The following is a 16,420-nucleotide window of genomic DNA, read 5'->3' on the forward strand; positions in this document are numbered from 1 at the left end:
CGGCTCGAGTCTCCACGCGCTCCGTCCTCGATAGCATGGCCGTTCCCCCTTTCGCACGGCACACGAGGATGGTTCTGCGTGGCATCTCGGCTTTCGGAGACCGCGGAATCGTCGAGCAGACCGCTGTCCGCGTCGCGCTACATCCTCCGCTCCCGGCTCCTGCGCGGAGTCTTCATCAGCCTGGTCATCTCCGGTATCGGGATCTCCGTCACCGTCCCGCAGATCACGCTGTTCCTCGTGGGAGAGCTGCATCTGTCCACGGCTCAGGCCGGCCTCTACTTCCTGACCAACCTCACCGCGCCGATCGCCGGATACCTCGTGGGCTCACTGTCCGACCGCGCCGGCTCGCGACTGCTGGTCTTCCGGCTCTCCGCCATCGCGGGGTTCCTCGGATGGGTCCTGATGGCGGTCGCCATGCAGGCGTGGATGCCGTTCGCCATCAACATGCTGCTGCTGAGCACAGCCGGAGCGGGGGCGGCGCAGTTGCAGGCCGCGGTGCGGGACGAGCTCAACCGCAGGCCGACGCCCGCCGACAACGAGGTCGTCGCCGTGATGCGGATGGCCATGGCGTTCGGGTGGATCGTCGGGCCGGTCATCGGCGCCGTCCTTGGCGCTGTCATCGGTCTGCGTCCCCTGCTGCTCGTGACCGGCCTCTGCGTGCTGCTCTCGCTCGTGCCCCTCATCGGTGTGAAGTCCGACTCGGCCGCGGCACGGCGGGCGCTGTCCACGCCGATCCGTGAGCCAGGCCAGGCCGTCTCCTCGCCCACCGAGCCGCCCGTTCCGCACCCGCGCTCCATGTTGCCGCTCCTGGTCTTCACCGCGATCTACGTGCTCATCATGTGCGGTGAGACCGTGAAGCTCGCCTACCTGCCGCTGTACATGGACGGCGAGCTGCGCGTCGACGCCGGCGTGCGGGGGGCGATCATCGGCTTCCAGCCCCTCGTCGAGCTCCTCCTCATGCCGTTCGCCGCACGACTCGCGACACGCTTCGGCCTCGCCCGCGTGCTCACGGCCGGTGCGCTGATGGCGGTCGCCGCGCACATCTCCTATGCCGCGGCGGGCCAGATCACGCCGCACATCGTCCCGCTCATCGTGGGGCAGGTGCTGATGGCAGGAGTGATCGCCACCTTCGGAGTGCTGGGCATCACCGTGGCCCAACGCCTCGTCCCCACCCGCGTCGGCATGGCCACGAGCGTCTTCATGAGCTCCTATGCGATCAACGCCGCCGTCGGAGGCTTCGTGGGAAGCATCGGCTCGCTGTGGCTCGGCCTTCCCCAGTTGTTCTGGATCCCCGCCGCGATCTCCGCCGTCGGGGGCGTCGCGCTGCTCATCCTGAACTCCCGCGTTCCGCTCGATCCACCCGCACGCGACCACTGACCAGTCGCGTAGCCGCTACCCGGCGTTCGGACGCACGCAGGTGTCCTGGGCCGCGCTCTGCCCGTCGACGTTCGACGGCAGGGTGTTCGCATCGGGCTGTGTCGTATCGGGCTGTGTCGTCTCCGGTGGCGTCGTCTCCGCGCCCTCGGAGTCGTCGGACGGCGGGGTAGCCGGCGGGGAGAGCTCGCTGCCACGGCCGGTGTGGTCGGAGCTGATGCTCACCGTCTCACCGGAGATCACCCGCTCCATCAGCGCGGCGGCCGACTGCTCGTCGGGGACGACGCGGTCACCCGCGGGAAGGTGCGGGTACGACACGAACGCGATGTTCTCGAGCGGCAGGTCGCTGAACACCTTCGCCATCGAGGCGAGCGTGCCGAGGTCGGCGAGCGGGGTCGACAGCGTCATGTTCCTGGTCGCCGCGTCGGCGATGCCGTACAGCTTCACCGGGTCGGTCAGGGTCGACTGGTCACGGAGCGTCCGCACGAGCGAGGAGAGGAACACCTGCTGGGTCGAGATGCGAGCCAGGTCACTCCCGTCCCCGATGCCGTAGCGGGAACGCAGAAGCGCCAGGGCCTGCTCGCCGCTGAGGTCGTAGGTCCCGGCCTCGGGGATCTCCAGTCCGGAGTGGCGATCGTGGACGGGGCCGGCGAAGCAGATCGGCACGCCGCCGACGGCGTTGGAGGCATCGATCACCCCCGTGAAGCTGATCTCCGCCGCGTAGGCGAGATCGATACCGGTGAGGGCCGTGACCGTCGAGGCGACGCAGCCCAGCCCGCCGCGGGAGAGCGACTCGTTGAACTGCACCCGGTGCCCCGCAGCCCACGTCTTCCCGGTGTCGGGATCGCTGCAGGAGGGCATGTCGACGAGCAGGTCGCGGGGGAAGGAGATCACGGTCGCCGCGTCGTGAGCGTCGTTCACGTGCAGCAGCAGGGTGACGTCGTTCCGGCTGCCTTCGACGTCTCCGCCCTCTCCGTACTGGGCTCCCTGCCCCGCGCGGCCGTCCGAGCCGACGAGCAGCACATCGAATGCGCCGTCGAAATCCGCCACGACGGGAGGCTCATCCGTACGGGCGGGGTGCAGTTCGACCGTGGTGACGTTCTGGGACAGCCGGAGCGCCGCGACGGCCACCGTGCCCCCGCCGATGACCAGGACCGCGACGGCGGCCAGGGTGAGGAAGCGCCGGAGGCGCCTCCGGCGCCGTCGGCTCGGAGCTGGAAGCGGGGGAAGACTCATGGGGAAGACCTCTCGGCATCGGCGAGCAGCCAGTGTCGAGCACGAATGTCACACGAGTGTCACAGTCGAGGAACGGTCACCCGGAAGGTCGCGCCCGGGGATCCGGACAGCAGCGCGAGATCACCGCCGAGGAGGCGGGCGTTGTCACGAGCGATCGCGAGTCCGAGTCCGGTCCCGGCGCCGTCCGAGCGCGACCGATCCGTCGTGACGAACCGGTCGAACACCCGCTCGCTGTCGGCGCCGGCGATGCCGGGCCCGTGGTCGCCGACGTCGATGTGCAGCACGTCACCGTCCTCCCGCACGCGGATGACGACCGGCGGGCGCCCGTGGCGGGAGGCGTTCGTGAGCAGATTGGCCACCACGGTGTGCAGTCGTGCCGCATCGGTACGCAGTCGCAGGCTCGGCGCGACCGACAGCTCGTCGACGTCGACTCCCGTCGTGTCGACCACATCGGCGAGCAGGTCGTGCAGCACCACGGTCGTGCGGTGCACGCGTGCGACTCCGGCGTCGAGGCGGGAGAGCTCGAGCAGGTGCTCGATCAGGGTGTGCAGTCGGCGCGTCCCCGTGCGCACGACCGCTGTGGCGACCGCTCGCTCCTCGGCCGTCGTCTGCTCGCCGTCGTCGAGCATCTCGTCGACCGCCATCATCGAGGTGAGGGGGGTGCGCAGCTCGTGGGCGACGTCGCTCACGAGCTGCCTCGACTCCGCCTCGCGCTGTCGAAGCCGCCCGATGGTGTCGCCCAGGCGTTCTGAAGAGAGGCGGAGTGCGTCGGCCACACGGTCGACGTCGTCGAACGACGGCTTCCACGCCGGAGGGCCCTCGCCGGAGCCCACAGCCCGCGCCGTGTCGACGAGGCGGCGGAGCGGACGCGTCAGCGCACCGCCCAGCAGGCGCTCGAGCAGGATGACGAGGACCACGACGCCCGCGCTGAGGAGCACCCCGGAGACGACCAGCTCCCGCACCTGCTCCTGCTGCGGCTGCATCGAGTACGCGGTGACCACGGCGAGGCGGCCGCTCGGGTCCTGGGGGAGGTCGTCGCGGACGACGGAGACGAAGAACACCTCTCGGTCGTCGAGCGTGGTCATCAGCGAGGTCACCTCGCCGGAGCGGCGGCTGTCGTCGATGCGCAGGGCGTCCGGCACCTGATCCGGTCGGAGCTCGCCCGCGCTGCGGCCACTGCCGAGGTCGATGATGACCGTCTCGCCGGGGAGGATCTCGGCATAGTAGCTCCACGTGTCTTCGGGAGACACCGTGGAGATGGACGTGAACAGGGCATCCGCCGTCGTCGAGAACTCATCGAGCAGACCCTGCTGCCTGGACTCGTAGACGATCCTGCCCGCGGTGAAGACGACGACGCCGGTGACGAGGACGGAGACGGCGACCGTGCTGCCGATGAGGGCGAGGGCGATGGCGGTGCGGAGCGTGAGCCGGCGACGGGCCGTCATCGCAGCCGGTAGCCGATCCCGCGCACGGTCTCCAGCTGCGGAGTCGCGACGTTCGCAGCGGTCAGCTTCGCACGCAGCCGCTGGATGGCGGTGTCGACGACGCGGGAGGTGTCGGGCGGTGACTGCGCCCAGACGGCGTCGATCAGGCGCGAACGGCTGAGGGTGTGCCCGTCGTTCAGCGCCAGCTCATGCAGCAGGCGGAACTCGGTCGCACTCAGCGGCAGGGCCTCGCCCCCCGCCAGGGCTTCCGCCGAGTCCTCGTGCAGCTCGAGGGATCCGACCCGCAGCGGCTCCGCGGTGAGCCGGGAGCTGCGACGCAGAACCGTCCGAAGACGTGCCTCGAGCACGGCCACGCTGACCGGCTTGGCGATGTAATCGTCCGCTCCCGCGTCGAGACCGACGACGACGTCGGCATCCTCGTCGCGGGCGGTCAGCATCACGGTGGGGAAGCCCCAGCGCGCCCGGATCTCCCGGCACAGCGAGAACCCGTCGCCGTCGGGGAGCATGACGTCGATGATCGCGACGTCGGGGGTCGTGCGTTCCGCGAGCAGGCGTGCGGAGGCGACGTCCTCGGCGGTCTCGACGGTGTGACCGCGACGTCGCAGCGCGGTGGTGAAACCGAGACGGATCTCCGCGTCGTCGTCCACGAGCATGATCTTCATCCCACCCCACCTCCCGGACACCGCGCGCTTGCGATGATAGACGGCGGCGCCCGTGCATAGGCTCCGAGCAGAGGCGCCGAGGCGGGTCGCAGGGGCTCGTCAGGTCGAGCGGCTACCCTCGTGCCATGCGCCGAATCGTGGTCCTTCCTCTCGTCCTCGCTGCCGGACTCGGTGCCGGGGCGCTCGCCGGCTGCTCGCAGGTCACGCAGATGGCGGGCGACGCCGTCGGGATCGACGTGCAGGCGACCTGCACCACGATCGACGATGCCTACGGGCAGTACCAGGCGCTGCTCGATCAGGGCGCGGTCTCGGCCGAGCAGGCCGACGCCGCGCGCGACGACCTCGTCGCCTCGCTCGAGGGGATCGCGGCGAACGTCGACGGACAGCTGGGCGATCTGATCCGCTCCGGCGCCACGCAGATCGGCGGCATGACAGACCTGCAGGCTCCGGAGACGGTCGAAGCGATCGAACAGCTCAAGGACTCGGCCTCGGCGTTCTGCGGCTGAGCTCCGCCGTGTGAGACGATGCCGGAGATGAGCACTGCGGCTGATGAAGAGCTTCGCGCCCTCCGGGCCCGCGCCTATGGTCCGACGGCGGACATCGAGGACGATCCCGCCGCACTCCGACGGCTCCAGCAGCTGGAGGCACGGAGACAGCCGAGGCCCAGGGCCGAGGACGTCGTCCCGCCCGCACCGGCGATGGAGACCATCGACTCGGAGCCGACGCGCGCTGCGGAACCGGTGAGCCGCGCCAGACGGTCGAGGCGACAGCCCGAGGACGCGGAAGACGATGCGCTCGGCGTCTTCGACACCTCGGTCGACGACGCCGATGCGGCCCCGCCGACGGCGGAACCCGCCGAGCGTCTGGCGGCGTGGTTCTCGGTGCGCACGACGAGGATCCTGTGGGTGGTCGCGATCGTCGCGGCGGCAGCGATGTCGGCTGCCGTCACGTTCGCCCTGGTGAAGGTGACCCCCGTCGCCTCCTCCGCTGGCGCTCCGCAGATCGCCACGCTCGACGCGACCTCCGACGTGGCGATCCCGGCCGGATGGATGGGGGTGGGTCCGAGCTCCGCGGTGTTCGACTTCTACGGGTTGGTCATCGTGGAGAGCTCAGGCGGTTACTACAACGGTTCGGTCGGCTCGGACTGCCTCACGGTGGCCAGAGCGGATCAGGTGCCGGACAAGGACGACTTCGACTCGTCCAACGGCTGGACCTACGACGGGCCCATGTACACGGGGTGCGCCGTCGGCGCGTTCCCCGCGACCGTCGAGGTGCCGTTCGACACCAACATGCCCAAGGAGCTGACCGAGCGCTTCCCCGACGGGACGGCGCTGCAGTTCGTGTACGAGGCCGATCACGTCGGGGTTTTCCTCGACAGCGAGTGACCGGCCCCCGCGAACTCACACCGCGGGCTCAGGAGACGGTCGTCGCAGCGCGCTGCTGCTCGGCGTACTGCGTGCCCCACCGCGTCAACTCGACGAGCAGGGGCGTCGCGCTCGTGCCCAGCTCGCTGAGGCGGTACTCGACCTTCGGCGGCACCTGCCGGTAGACGGTGCGGGTGATGAGGCCGTCTTCCTCCAGCTCGCGCAGCTGTCGGGTGAGCACGCGGGCTGTCGGGTTCTCCAACAGGCGGCCGAGTTCCCCGAACCGCAGCACCTCGTGCTCGCCCAGCAGCGTGAGGATGCTCGGTTTCCAGGCGCCGCCGAGCACAGCGATGGACACTTCCGCATCGCATGACTCCGACCACTCGCGCACGATCCGCTCGGTCTTCTCCCGCATCGCACGCTCCTCTGTCGTCCTTCTCGGTATCCGAAGTGTCAGTACGTGACAGAAATGACAGTACTTGCAGCTTCTGTCTGTACTTTACAGACTGAGCACGTGACTTCCACCCCCACTCAGTCCCCGTCGCGTTCGACCCTCCGTCTCTGGTTCGCGATGGTGCCCCTGCTCCTCGGAATACTCATCGGCGCCCTCGCCATCAGCAGCGTCTCCACGGCGCTCCCGGCCATCCGCGGCGAGCTGGCACTCAGCGACACCGAGGGGCTCTGGCTGGCCGACGTCTATGCACTCTCCCTCGCCGCCACCCTCATCCTCGCTGCGCGGATCGGCGACGCCTTCGGGCGCAAACGGATCGTGCTGATCGGTCTCGGCGGATTCGCCGTGCTCAACGCGGTGGGCGGATTCGCGCAGAGCGGTCTGCTGCTCATCGTGATCCGGGCGCTCCTCGGTGTGGCCGAGGCGTTCGTCGTCGCCGGGGTGGTCGCCACGATCGGGGCCAAGTATCACGCCAGGGAGCGGGTGCTCGCCTATGGGCTGTGGACCGCGACCTTCGGAGTGGGCAGCGCGCTCGGTCCCGTTCTCGGCGGACTCCTGGCGGAGGGCCCAGGGTGGCGCTGGCTGCTGCTGGGGAGCGTCCCGCTGGCGGCGCTCGCCGGAGTGCTGGCCGTGTGGCTGGTGCCCGACTCCCGCAGCTCGCGGACGCCGTCGTGGGATCTCCCGAGCATCGTCACGTCGGTCGTGGCCCTCGGCGCACTCGCCTTCGCACTGCATGAGGCGCTCGCCGCCCCCGTGCCGGCGGTGATCGCCGCGGTGGTCGCTGTCGGCAGCCTCGTGTACTTCATCCTGCGCCAGCGCCGACTGCCCGAACCGCTCATCGACATGCGCCTGTTTGCGATCCCCGGCTTCAGCCCCGCGATCACCCGCATCCTCGTCGCCAGCGGGGTGTCCTCGGCGTCCGTCCTGCTCGTCAGCCTGCATCTGCAGGACACGAGGGGCTGGACCGCGGCGGAGGCCGGCCTCGCGATCCTGCCGCAGGCCGCCGCGATCGCGATCGGCGGGGTGATCGCCCCGATCGCGCTCCGCTGGCTGCGGACCGAGACCCTGACCGTGGGTGCGCTCCTGCTGCAGGCGGTCGGGATGCTGTGGCTGTTCACCGATCCCGAGGTCGTGGCGGCTCCGCTGGTGCTCGTCGGTCTGGGGTTCGGCATCGGCGCGACGCTCGCCGCGACGGCGCTGTTCGACGTCACCGTCGAAGACGACGCCGGACAGGTCGGAGCGATCCAGGAGGTCGGATTCGCCCTCGGCGGAGGTCTCGGCATCGCTGTGCTCGGAACGATCGCCGTCGTCGCGACGGGCGGTTTCGGCACGGCTGCGCTCGCCGCCGCGATCGTCGTGGTGGCGTCCGCCGTCGTGCCGCTCCTGCGTCGCAGGGTTCCTCGCCCCTCGAACAGCTGAGGGGGCGGGTCAGCCTCGATCCTGCTCCAGGGTCGAGCGCGCGAGTCGCCGTGCGACGACGAACGGCTCGCTGAACGTCTCCATGCCGACCGTGACGATCGCGCCCTCGTAGAGCAGCATCATCGCCTTCGACATCAGCTCGGGTTCGGTGACCCCGGCCTCGCGGCACAGCTCGAGGAAGAGGTCGAGCAGCCACGCCTTCTGGCGCGACACCTCGGGGAAGACCGGGTGACCGTCGTGGCCGTCGCCGATCTCCGCCCGCGCGTTGATGGCGCTGCACCCTTTCGGGCTGTACTCGTCGGACCAGGTGATCGCGGCGTCGAACACGGCGAGCACCCGCTCGACCCCGGGTCCGGAGACGGATTCCAGGTGTCGTGCGACGTGGGCGCGCCAGAGGGCGTCGCGGTGCTGCAGGTAGGAGACGACCAGGGCCTCCTTCGACCCGAACCGGTCGTAGAGCGTCTTCTTCGTGACCCCGGCCGCCTCTGCGATCGTGTCGACGCCGACGGCGTGGATGCCGCGCTCGTAGAAGAGCCGGGACGCCGCGTCGAGCACGCGTGTGGCGCCCGGCGTGAGCGGGGCGAGTTCGGGTACCGGGACGGCCATGCCTCCACTATAGCCGGTGAGTAAACCGACCTGTATAGTCAGACAGATGAGTAAACAGATCGGTCTACTTCACGGCATGGTGACGGTTCTGGCGGCCGCGGCGTTCGTGGTGACCTGGAGCTCCGGATTCCTCGTGCCCGCGATCGCCGTCGACGCCGTCTCTCCCCTGACACTGCTCGTCTGGCGATTCGTGCCGCTGGCCGTGGTCCTGCTCGTGGCCGTCGCCGCCACAGGTGCAGCGCGAGGCGTGAGCCGGGCGGATCTCGGGCGGCAGGCGCTCATCGGCCTGTTCGCGCAGTTCGGGTACTGCGTGTCGGTCTATGCGGCGATCGCCGCGGGGGTCGCGACCGGAACGACCGCGCTGATCGATGCGGTGCAGCCGCTCATCGTCGCGGTCCTCGTCGGGCCGCTGCTCGGGTTGCGTGTGCGCGGTGCGCAGTGGCTCGGACTCGTGGTCGGAGCCGGCGGTGTCCTGCTGGTGGTGCGGTCGCAGCTCGACGATTCAGAGGCGCACCCCGCCGCTTACGTCTGGCCCGCTCTCGCGATGGCGTGCCTGATCGTCGGCACCTTCCTGCAACGGCGCTCGGCTCCGCGCACCGGAACCCTCCTGACCCTGGCCATCCACGTGACGGTGACGACCGTGGCGCTCGTGCCGATCGCCGCGGTGTCCGGGGCTCTCGTTCCTCCGGCGTCGGTATCGTTCTGGCTGGCAGCAGGGTTCGCGGCCGCCTCTCCGACGCTCGCCGCGTACGGGCTGTACTGGTGGCTGCTCCGCCGGGTGGGCATCACAGCGCTCAACGCGCTGCTGTTCCTCGTCGCACCGACCACCGCGGCAGCGGGGGCGCTCCTCCTCGGCGAGCCGCTCACCGGCGTCACCCTCCTCGGATTCGGACTCTGCGCGGCGGGTGTCGCGGCCGTGCTGGTGAGCGAGACGCGAGGCGGGAGCGATGTGAGCGAGCCGGAGCCCGATGCTACGCTGGCGGCGGCAGCTGCGAGGAGTGACGACCCTCGGCCTCTCGGGGCGAGCGGCTCCCGCGCGTCCGGCGTATCGACGAGAGGCCGATGAGCGATCGGCGAAGGTGTGGTGGCACCGCGATCTAGCCCCCGCCCGCACCTCCAGGGCTTTCGCCACCTGGAGGAATCATGTCGCCATCCGACCCCGCCCGCACGCTCGCCACGGAACTCTCCACCATGCCCGATGGTGCCCGGATCACGCTCCTGGGTCACGTTCATCGGCGCAGGGAACTCGCCACCGTGTCGTTCCTGATCCTGCGCGACCGCACGGGGCTCGCGCAGATCGTGTTCCGACCCGAACAGCTGCCGGTGGATGGTCTGCCCGGTGAGGAGACGGTTGTGCGCATCGAAGGCACGGCCACCGCGAACGCCCATGCCCCCGGCGGGATCGAGGTGACGGCGCCGGAGATCACCCTGCTCTCCGAACCTGCGCGCACGCCGGTCGTCGAGCTCTGGCGTCCCACGCTCGACGCGGCGCTGCCGACCGTGCTCGACCATGCCGCCGTCACCTGGCGCCACCCTGCGCAGCGGGCGAAGTGGGAGCTGGCTGCGGCGAGCCTGCGCGGATTCCGTCGCACGCTCGACGCCGAGGGATTCACCGAGATCCAGACGCCGAAGCTCGTCGACTCCGTGACGGAGTCGGGGGCGAACGTGTTCCCGGTCGACTACTTCGGCTCGACCGCGTACCTCGCGCAGAGCCCGCAGTTCTTCAAGCAGCAACTCGTCGGCGTCTTCGAGCGCGTCTACGAGACAGGCCCGGTGTTCCGTGCGGAGCCGCACGACACGGTGAGGCACCTCGCCGAGTACGTGTCGCTCGACGCCGAGCTGGGCTTCATCGACGACCACCGCGACGTGCTCGCGCTGCTGCATCGGGTGCTGGCGGGCATGATCGACGGCATCCGCACCGAGAGCGGCGACGCCGTCGAGCGCCTCGACATCGCGCTCCCCGCGATCCCCGACGAGATCCCGGTGATCCACTTCCAGGACGCGCTTCGACGGGTCGGCGCCCCGGAACACGAGCCCGACCTCGCGCCGGCGCACGAGCGCGCGCTGGGGGAGTGGGCGCGGGAGCGGTACGGCAGCGACGTGCTCGCCGTCGAGGGGTACCCGATGCGCAAACGCCCGTTCTACACGCACCCCCAGACCGACGACCCGCGCTGGAGCAACAGCTTCGACCTGATCTTCCGTGGGCTCGAACTCGTCACCGGCGGACAGCGACTGCACCGGCACTCCGACTACGTCGCCGCCATCGAGGCGCGCGGTGAGTCGCTCGATGCCTACGCCTCCTACCTCTCCGCGTTCGCGCACGGCATGCCCCCGCACGGCGGCTTCGCGATCGGGCTGGAGCGCTGGGTGTCGCGGCTCATCGAGGCGTCGAACATCCGGGAGGTGACGCTGTTCCCGCGCGACCTGCACCGGCTCACGCCCTGAGCGGTCACCGGGGGCTCGCTCCGTGAACTCGTGGTCGCGGTGCGCGATAGCATCTGTTCCATGACGATCAACCGCTCTGCATGGTGGTGGCTGCGATAGCAGCCGGTTGACGTATGTTCATGGGCTGCACGGCAGTTCGTGAACAGCACCCGTGAACTCCGTGCGGCTCCCGATTCAGGGAGAGACAGATGGATTCGTTCACCACGACCGCACACCGTTCGACGGAGGTCGCCGACGTCGTGGCCCGGCATCCGGAGAGGTTCCGTGTGCTCACGGGGGAGCGCCCCACCGGGGCGCTGCACCTCGGGCACTACTTCGGCACGATCCGGGAGCGGGTACGGCTGCAGGATGCCGGGGTCGAGACGTTCCTCGTGCTCGCCGACTACCAGGTCATCACCGATCGGGATACGACGGCGCACGTGCGCGACAACGTGCACGGCGCCGTGCTCGACTACCTCGCCGCGGGGATCGATCCAGAGCGGACGACGATCTTCACGCACTCGTCGATCCCTGCGCTGAGCCAGCTGCTGTTGCCGTTCCTCAGCCTCGTCACCGAAGCCGAACTGCACCGGAACCCCACGGTCAAGTCCGAGCTCGAGGCGTCGGGTCGCGCCCTGAGCGGGTTGCTGCTGACCTACCCGGTGCATCAGGCCGCCGACATCCTCTTCTGCAAGGGGAACCTGGTGCCGGTGGGGAAGGACAACCTGCCGCACGTGGAGATGACGCGGGTGATCGCCCGGAGGTTCAACGAACGCTACGGGGCGATCTTCCCCGTTCCGGATGCGCTGATCACCGCGACCCCAGAGGTTCCAGGGCTGGACGGTCGGAAGATGTCGAAGAGCTACGGCAACGCGATCGCCCTGTCGATGACCGCGGATGAGACGGTCGCCGTGATCCGACGCACGCGGACGGATCAGGATCGGCGGATCACCTTCGACCCGGAGCACCGACCCGGCGTCTCGGCGCTGCTGTCGACGGCCGCTCTGTGCCTGGGCGCCGTGCCCGAGGAGCTGGCCGCTGCCGTCGGCGACGGTGGCAGCGGCGAGCTGAAGGCGTTGACCGCCACGGCGGTGAACGACTTCCTGGCGCCTCTGCGGGCCCGACGGCGAGAACTCGCGGCGGACGGGGACCTCGTGCGCTCCGTTCTGCAGCGCGGCAACGAGCACGCACGTGCGATCGCGGACGTCACCCTCGACGAGGTGCGTGCGGCGATGGGGACCGTGTACTGACGCGGCGCCGGCAGCGGAGCGCAAGTCCGCTAAGGGCGGCGGGCCTCGATGAGGTGACGGGTCGAGTGCGCGACGAACGGTCCACCCTCCTGGATGAGGTCGTGCAGATCGCGGAGCCGGTCGAGATTGTCGTCGACGGTGAAGCCCGGCACCCACCAGATCACCTTGCGCAGCAGATAGACGACGGCGGCGACGTCATGGATCTCGATGCGCAGGCGAGCGGTGCGCACATCGACGACCTGGAGACCGGCGGCCTCCGCGGCGGAGACCTCGTCGTCGGGATGACGACCCCGCCGCGCGTCGGGCTGCGGCCCCAGGAAGAACTCGATCAGCTCGAACGCGCTCGCCGGACCCACGTGCTGGGCGAAGTACGTGCCGCCGTGTGTCAGCACCCGGGCGATCTCCGACCACCAGATCGTCGCGGGGTGCCGGCTGGTCACCAGGTCGAAGGCCTCACTTGCGAAGGGGAGCGGCGGCTCATCGGGATCGGCGACGACCACCACGCCACGAGGGTGGAGCAGCCGCGTCGCCCTGTCCACATTGGGAGGCCACGACTCTGTCGCCGCGGCGACAGGCGGGAACGAGGCGGCTTCGGCGAGCACCTCACCGCCGCCGGTCTGGATGTCGAGCGAGGCCGACGCTCCGGCGAGGCGGTCGGACAGCAGCCGGGCGTACCCCCAGGGCGGCCGTTCTTCGGTCGCCCGTCCGTCCAGCCACGCGAAGTCCCACCCTGTGACGTCTGCGGTGCGTCCGGCTTCGATCAGCGTCTCGAAGGATTCCGTCATGCGTCGATTCTCCCAGCCTCGCCCTCTGCGGGTGAGATGACGGGCTTCCTCTTCCCTTCGTCGCGGCGCTCCTGTCTACTGGTCGCGAATCGACCGGTGGGTGGGAAGGAAGATCGGCATGTATCGAAGCAACGGCAACTACGAGGCGTTCGCGCGGCCACGCAAGCCCGAGGGTGCTGACGACAAGACCGTATGGCTGGTCGGGGGAGGGCTCGCCGCGATGGCTGCGGCGATCTTCATGATCCGCGACGGCCGGATCGCCGGGGAGCGGATCACGATCCTCGAGGAACTCGGTCTTCCCGGTGGAGCGCTCGACGGCATCAAGTATCCGGAGAAGGGCTTCGTGATCCGTGGCGGGCGCGAGCTCGAGGACCACATGGAGTGCCTCTGGGACCTTTTCCGCTCGGTACCGTCTCTCGAGATCGAGGACGCCAGCGTGCTCGACGAGTTCTACTGGCTGAACAAGGACGATCCGAACTTCTCGCTCTGTCGGGTGACCGAGAAGCAGGGGCAGGATGCCCACACGAACAAGCTGTTCACGCTGTCGGAGAAGGCGCAGAAGGACATCATCGATGTGATTCTCGCCACGCGCGAGCAGATGGAGGGCAAGCGCATCGACGAGGTGTTCGGCGAGGACTTCCTCGCGAGCAACTTCTGGCTGTACTGGCGCACGATGTTCGCGTTCGAGGAGTGGCACTCCGCGCTGGAGATGAAGCTGTATCTGCACCGGTTCATGCATCACATCGGCGGGCTGCCGGATCTGTCCGCGCTCAAGTTCACCAAGTACAACCAGTACGAGTCGCTCGTGCTGCCGATGCAGAAGTTCCTCGACGATCACGGTGTGAAGTTCCGCTTCCACCACACGGTCACCGACGTGCGCTTCGACATCACGGACGACCGCAAGCAGGCCACGCGCATCGACTGGATCGCCGACGGAGAGGCGGGCGGGGTCGACCTCGGCCCCGACGACCTGTGTCTGATGACGATCGGCTCGCTCACCGAGAATTCCGACAACGGCGACCAGCACACGCCCGCGAAGCTCAAGGACGGTCCGGCTCCGGCGTGGGACTTCTGGAAGAAGGTCGCCGCGAAGTCGCCCGACTTCGGGCACCCCGAGGTGTTCTGCAACGACATCCCCAAGACCAAGTGGGAGTCGGCGACCGTCACCACGATCGACGAGCGCATCCCCGCCTACATCGAGCGGATCGCCCAGCGGGACCCGTTCTCCGGCAAGGTCGTCACGGGCGGCATCGTCACGGCGAAGGACTCCTCCTGGCTGCTGAGCTGGACGGTCAACCGGCAGCCGCATTTCAAGTCGCAGAAGCCGAACGAGATCGTGGTGTGGGTGTACGCGCTGTTCGTCGAGACGCCGGGCGACTTCGTCAAGAAGCCGATGCAGGACTGCACGGGAGAGGAGATCGCGCAGGAATGGCTGTATCACCTGGGGGTTCCTGTCGAAGACATCCCGGAACTGGCGGCGTCGGGGGCGAAGACGGTTCCGGTGATGATGCCGTATGTCACCTCGTTCTTCCTGCCGCGCAAGGCCGGAGATCGCCCGCAGGTGGTGCCGGAGGGCAGCGTGAACTTCGCGTTCCTCGGGCAGTTCGCCGAGACGACGCGTGACACGATCTTCACCACCGAGTACTCGGTGCGCACAGCGATGGAGGCGACCTACGAACTGCTCGACATCGAGCGCGGGGTGCCGGAGGTGTTCAACTCGACGTACGACATCCGCTATCTGCTGAAGGCGACCGCACGGCTGCGCGATGGCGAAGCGGTGCACATCCCCGGTCCGAACTTCGTCAAGGGCAAGCTGCTCGACCGACTCGACAACACGCAGATGGGAGAGCTCCTGACCGACTTCGGTCTGATCCCGGAGCACGGCGGCACGACGAGGCGCGAGCGAGCGGATGACGCCGTCGAGTGAGGCGCGGGGGTGGTTCAGCTGCCTGCGACGTCCACGCCCGCTTGGACGAGTCGAGCGCGCAGGTCGTCGACTCCGTCGTAGTGATGGGTGTGCATCGAGAGGTGCTGCGCTCCCACGAGCTTCGACGCCGAATCGTCGGTGAAGAAGACCTCGGCCGCCTTCACGTCGAGCGCGTCGAGCACGTGACGGAACGCCCGGGTGTCGGGCTTCGCGTATCCGATCTCGGCGGAGTTGAAGACCGCGTCGAACCGGGAGGCGATGCCGTGGGCCGCGATCTCGGCCGGGATCGTGTCCGTGCCGTTGGTGAGTACGGCGGTGCGGATTCCTGTCTCCCGGACGTCGTCGATCAGCTCCAGGACGCCGTCGTCGATCATCGCGGGCTGCGCGCTCCACTCTTCGGCAGCAGCCGTCCCGACCCGCGCGCCGATACGGCGCACCCACTCGGCTCGGGCGATCCGCCCTGTCGTGACCTCGTCGATCAGCGGGCGGGCGAAGGCGATGCGCTCGATGTCTCCGGGGGCGAGATCGTAGCGGCGCTCGATCGTCGCCGTGTTCTCGGCGTCGAAGTGCCGGATCACGCCATCGAGGTCGAACAGGACGACACGGATCATCCGACCATCCTCGCTCAATCGCCGCGCTCGGCCGTCCACAGAGGAGACTGTGTTTGGAAACCGCCGGTCCAGGGGGGAGGAGAACGATGGTGTCCGTGTTCCCGCGCTCCGTCTCGGTGGTCATCCCCGTGCGCGACGACGCCCGGCTGCTCGAGGTGTGCCTCGCCGCTCTCGCGCGGCAGACCCGGCACGCCGACGAGATCGTCGTCGTCGACAACGGCAGCAGCGATGACACGGTCGACGTGGCCGAGAGGTTCGGCGCGCGGGTGGTGAGCGAGCCGATCCCGGGGATACCCCGAGCATCGGCGGCCGGTTATGACGCAGCCACGGGCGACATCATCGCGAGGCTCGACGCCGACTCCCGCCCCCACCCTGACTGGGTGGAGCGTATCGAGCGGACTTTCCGTGAGCGCCCGGACGTCGACTTCCTCACCGGCGACCCGCGCTTCTACGGATCGACGCCGCTCGTGCACTGGATGGGGGAGCACCTCTACATCGGCGGCATGTACGCGACCATGGCGCCCGTCCTCGGGCATGCGCCGCTCTACGGGTCGAACATGGCGATGCGCGCCGCGGTCTGGCGCACGCTGAGCGCCGAGGTGCACCGCGAGGAGACCAACATCCACGATGATTTCGATCTGTCGTTCCACGTGCGGCCGGAGATGACGGTGCTGCGTGACCGTGACCTCGTCGTCGAGGTGTCGGCCCGACCGTTCCAGGATTGGGCGTCGCTCCGGCGGCGGTTGAGCTACGTCGTGCCCACCGTGCGCCTGCATCTGTCGCCGGAGTCGTTGCGCCTTCGACGGCAGGCGCGTCGCGAGGTCGACCGATCGGGTGGATCGTCCGTCGGCCGGTGAAGCGGGCGG

General features: G+C 69.2%; 16 protein-coding genes. 9 read left to right on the plus strand and 7 right to left on the minus strand.

What is annotated here, in order from left to right; all coding sequences use genetic code 11:
* The first annotated feature begins 78 nt into the window (after positions 1-78).
* Positions 79-1,377 carry an MFS transporter gene (locus tag MOX01_RS04435; RefSeq protein WP_052748684.1) on the plus strand — a complete coding sequence of 433 codons (1,299 nt, stop codon included), beginning with the start codon at positions 79-81 and terminating at the stop codon, positions 1,375-1,377.
* A gap of 15 nt (positions 1,378-1,392) precedes the next feature.
* Here MOX01_RS04435 and MOX01_RS04440 read toward each other — a convergent pair whose 3' ends face one another.
* Genes MOX01_RS04440 through MOX01_RS04450 form a run of 3 tightly spaced genes read right to left on the minus strand, consistent with a single transcriptional unit; the run spans position 1,393 to position 4,717 of the window.
* Positions 1,393-2,610, minus strand: coding sequence for an LCP family protein (locus tag MOX01_RS04440; protein WP_141368539.1), 1,218 nt, complete (start codon positions 2,608-2,610; stop codon positions 1,393-1,395).
* Positions 2,611-2,669: 59 nt separating this feature from the next.
* Positions 2,670-4,055, minus strand: coding sequence for a sensor histidine kinase (locus MOX01_RS04445; RefSeq protein ID WP_141368540.1), 1,386 nt, complete (start codon positions 4,053-4,055; stop codon positions 2,670-2,672).
* Positions 4,052-4,717, minus strand: a complete 666-nt coding sequence (locus tag MOX01_RS04450; RefSeq protein ID WP_061016657.1) for a response regulator transcription factor — start codon at positions 4,715-4,717, stop codon at positions 4,052-4,054. Before MOX01_RS04450 ends, MOX01_RS04445 begins: the two co-directional genes overlap by 4 nt.
* 125 nt (positions 4,718-4,842) lie before the next feature.
* On the opposite strand from MOX01_RS04450, the gene MOX01_RS04455 reads away from it, so the two are divergent.
* Together MOX01_RS04455 and MOX01_RS04460 are read left to right on the plus strand one after the other, a co-directional pair.
* Complete coding sequence (locus MOX01_RS04455) at positions 4,843-5,223, plus strand: hypothetical protein (RefSeq protein ID WP_046747641.1); 381 nt, start codon at positions 4,843-4,845, stop codon at positions 5,221-5,223.
* Between the two features lie 27 nt (positions 5,224-5,250).
* Positions 5,251-6,102, plus strand: coding sequence for a hypothetical protein (locus MOX01_RS04460; RefSeq protein ID WP_141368542.1), 852 nt, complete (start codon positions 5,251-5,253; stop codon positions 6,100-6,102).
* 28 nt (positions 6,103-6,130) lie between these two features.
* Here the strand turns inward: MOX01_RS04460 and MOX01_RS04465 are convergent, their stop codons facing one another.
* The gene (locus MOX01_RS04465) at positions 6,131-6,496 is read right to left on the minus strand and encodes a winged helix-turn-helix transcriptional regulator (RefSeq protein ID WP_046747643.1); all 366 of its coding nucleotides are present in this window, start codon (positions 6,494-6,496) and stop codon (positions 6,131-6,133) included.
* A gap of 99 nt (positions 6,497-6,595) precedes the next feature.
* On the opposite strand from MOX01_RS04465, the gene MOX01_RS04470 reads away from it, so the two are divergent.
* Positions 6,596-7,951, plus strand: coding sequence for an MFS transporter (locus MOX01_RS04470; protein WP_170224120.1), 1,356 nt, complete (start codon positions 6,596-6,598; stop codon positions 7,949-7,951).
* A 9-nt stretch (positions 7,952-7,960) separates the two neighbouring features.
* On the opposite strand, the gene MOX01_RS04475 is transcribed toward MOX01_RS04470, so the two are convergent.
* The gene (locus MOX01_RS04475; protein ID WP_058630700.1) at positions 7,961-8,557 is read right to left on the minus strand and encodes a TetR/AcrR family transcriptional regulator; all 597 of its coding nucleotides are present in this window, start codon (positions 8,555-8,557) and stop codon (positions 7,961-7,963) included.
* Between the two features lie 46 nt (positions 8,558-8,603).
* Between MOX01_RS04475 and MOX01_RS04480 the strand changes: the two genes are divergently transcribed.
* The 3 genes from MOX01_RS04480 (at position 8,604) to trpS (ending at position 12,231) form a co-directional block, all read left to right on the plus strand.
* The gene (locus tag MOX01_RS04480; protein WP_230977800.1) at positions 8,604-9,623 is read left to right on the plus strand and encodes a DMT family transporter; all 1,020 of its coding nucleotides are present in this window, start codon (positions 8,604-8,606) and stop codon (positions 9,621-9,623) included.
* A gap of 77 nt (positions 9,624-9,700) precedes the next feature.
* Positions 9,701-11,002, plus strand: a complete 1,302-nt coding sequence (gene aspS, locus MOX01_RS04485) for an aspartate--tRNA(Asn) ligase (protein WP_141368546.1) — start codon at positions 9,701-9,703, stop codon at positions 11,000-11,002.
* Positions 11,003-11,190: 188 nt separating this feature from the next.
* Complete coding sequence (gene trpS / locus MOX01_RS04490) at positions 11,191-12,231, plus strand: tryptophan--tRNA ligase (RefSeq protein ID WP_141368548.1); 1,041 nt, start codon at positions 11,191-11,193, stop codon at positions 12,229-12,231.
* 29 nt (positions 12,232-12,260) lie between these two features.
* Here the strand turns inward: trpS and MOX01_RS04495 are convergent, their stop codons facing one another.
* On the minus strand, positions 12,261-13,016 hold the full coding sequence (locus tag MOX01_RS04495) for a class I SAM-dependent methyltransferase (protein WP_058630697.1): 756 nt from the start codon (positions 13,014-13,016) through the stop codon (positions 12,261-12,263).
* A 118-nt stretch (positions 13,017-13,134) separates the two neighbouring features.
* Here MOX01_RS04495 and MOX01_RS04500 point away from each other — a divergent pair, with 118 nt between their 5' ends.
* A complete protein-coding gene (locus MOX01_RS04500) occupies positions 13,135-14,943 on the plus strand; it encodes an oleate hydratase (RefSeq protein WP_141368549.1) in 1,809 nt (602 codons plus the stop codon).
* Between the two features lie 14 nt (positions 14,944-14,957).
* Here the strand turns inward: MOX01_RS04500 and MOX01_RS04505 are convergent, their stop codons facing one another.
* Entirely contained in the window at positions 14,958-15,554 is a 597-nt protein-coding gene (locus MOX01_RS04505; protein ID WP_141368551.1) for an HAD family hydrolase, read from the minus strand.
* 86 nt (positions 15,555-15,640) lie between these two features.
* On the opposite strand from MOX01_RS04505, the gene MOX01_RS04510 reads away from it, so the two are divergent.
* The gene (locus MOX01_RS04510; protein WP_141368553.1) at positions 15,641-16,411 is read left to right on the plus strand and encodes a glycosyltransferase family 2 protein; all 771 of its coding nucleotides are present in this window, start codon (positions 15,641-15,643) and stop codon (positions 16,409-16,411) included.
* The last annotated feature ends 9 nt before the right edge of the window (positions 16,412-16,420 follow it).

The sequence above is a fragment of the Microbacterium oxydans genome, from assembly GCF_006540085.1.
In the GTDB taxonomy this organism is placed as follows: domain Bacteria; phylum Actinomycetota; class Actinomycetes; order Actinomycetales; family Microbacteriaceae; genus Microbacterium; species Microbacterium oxydans.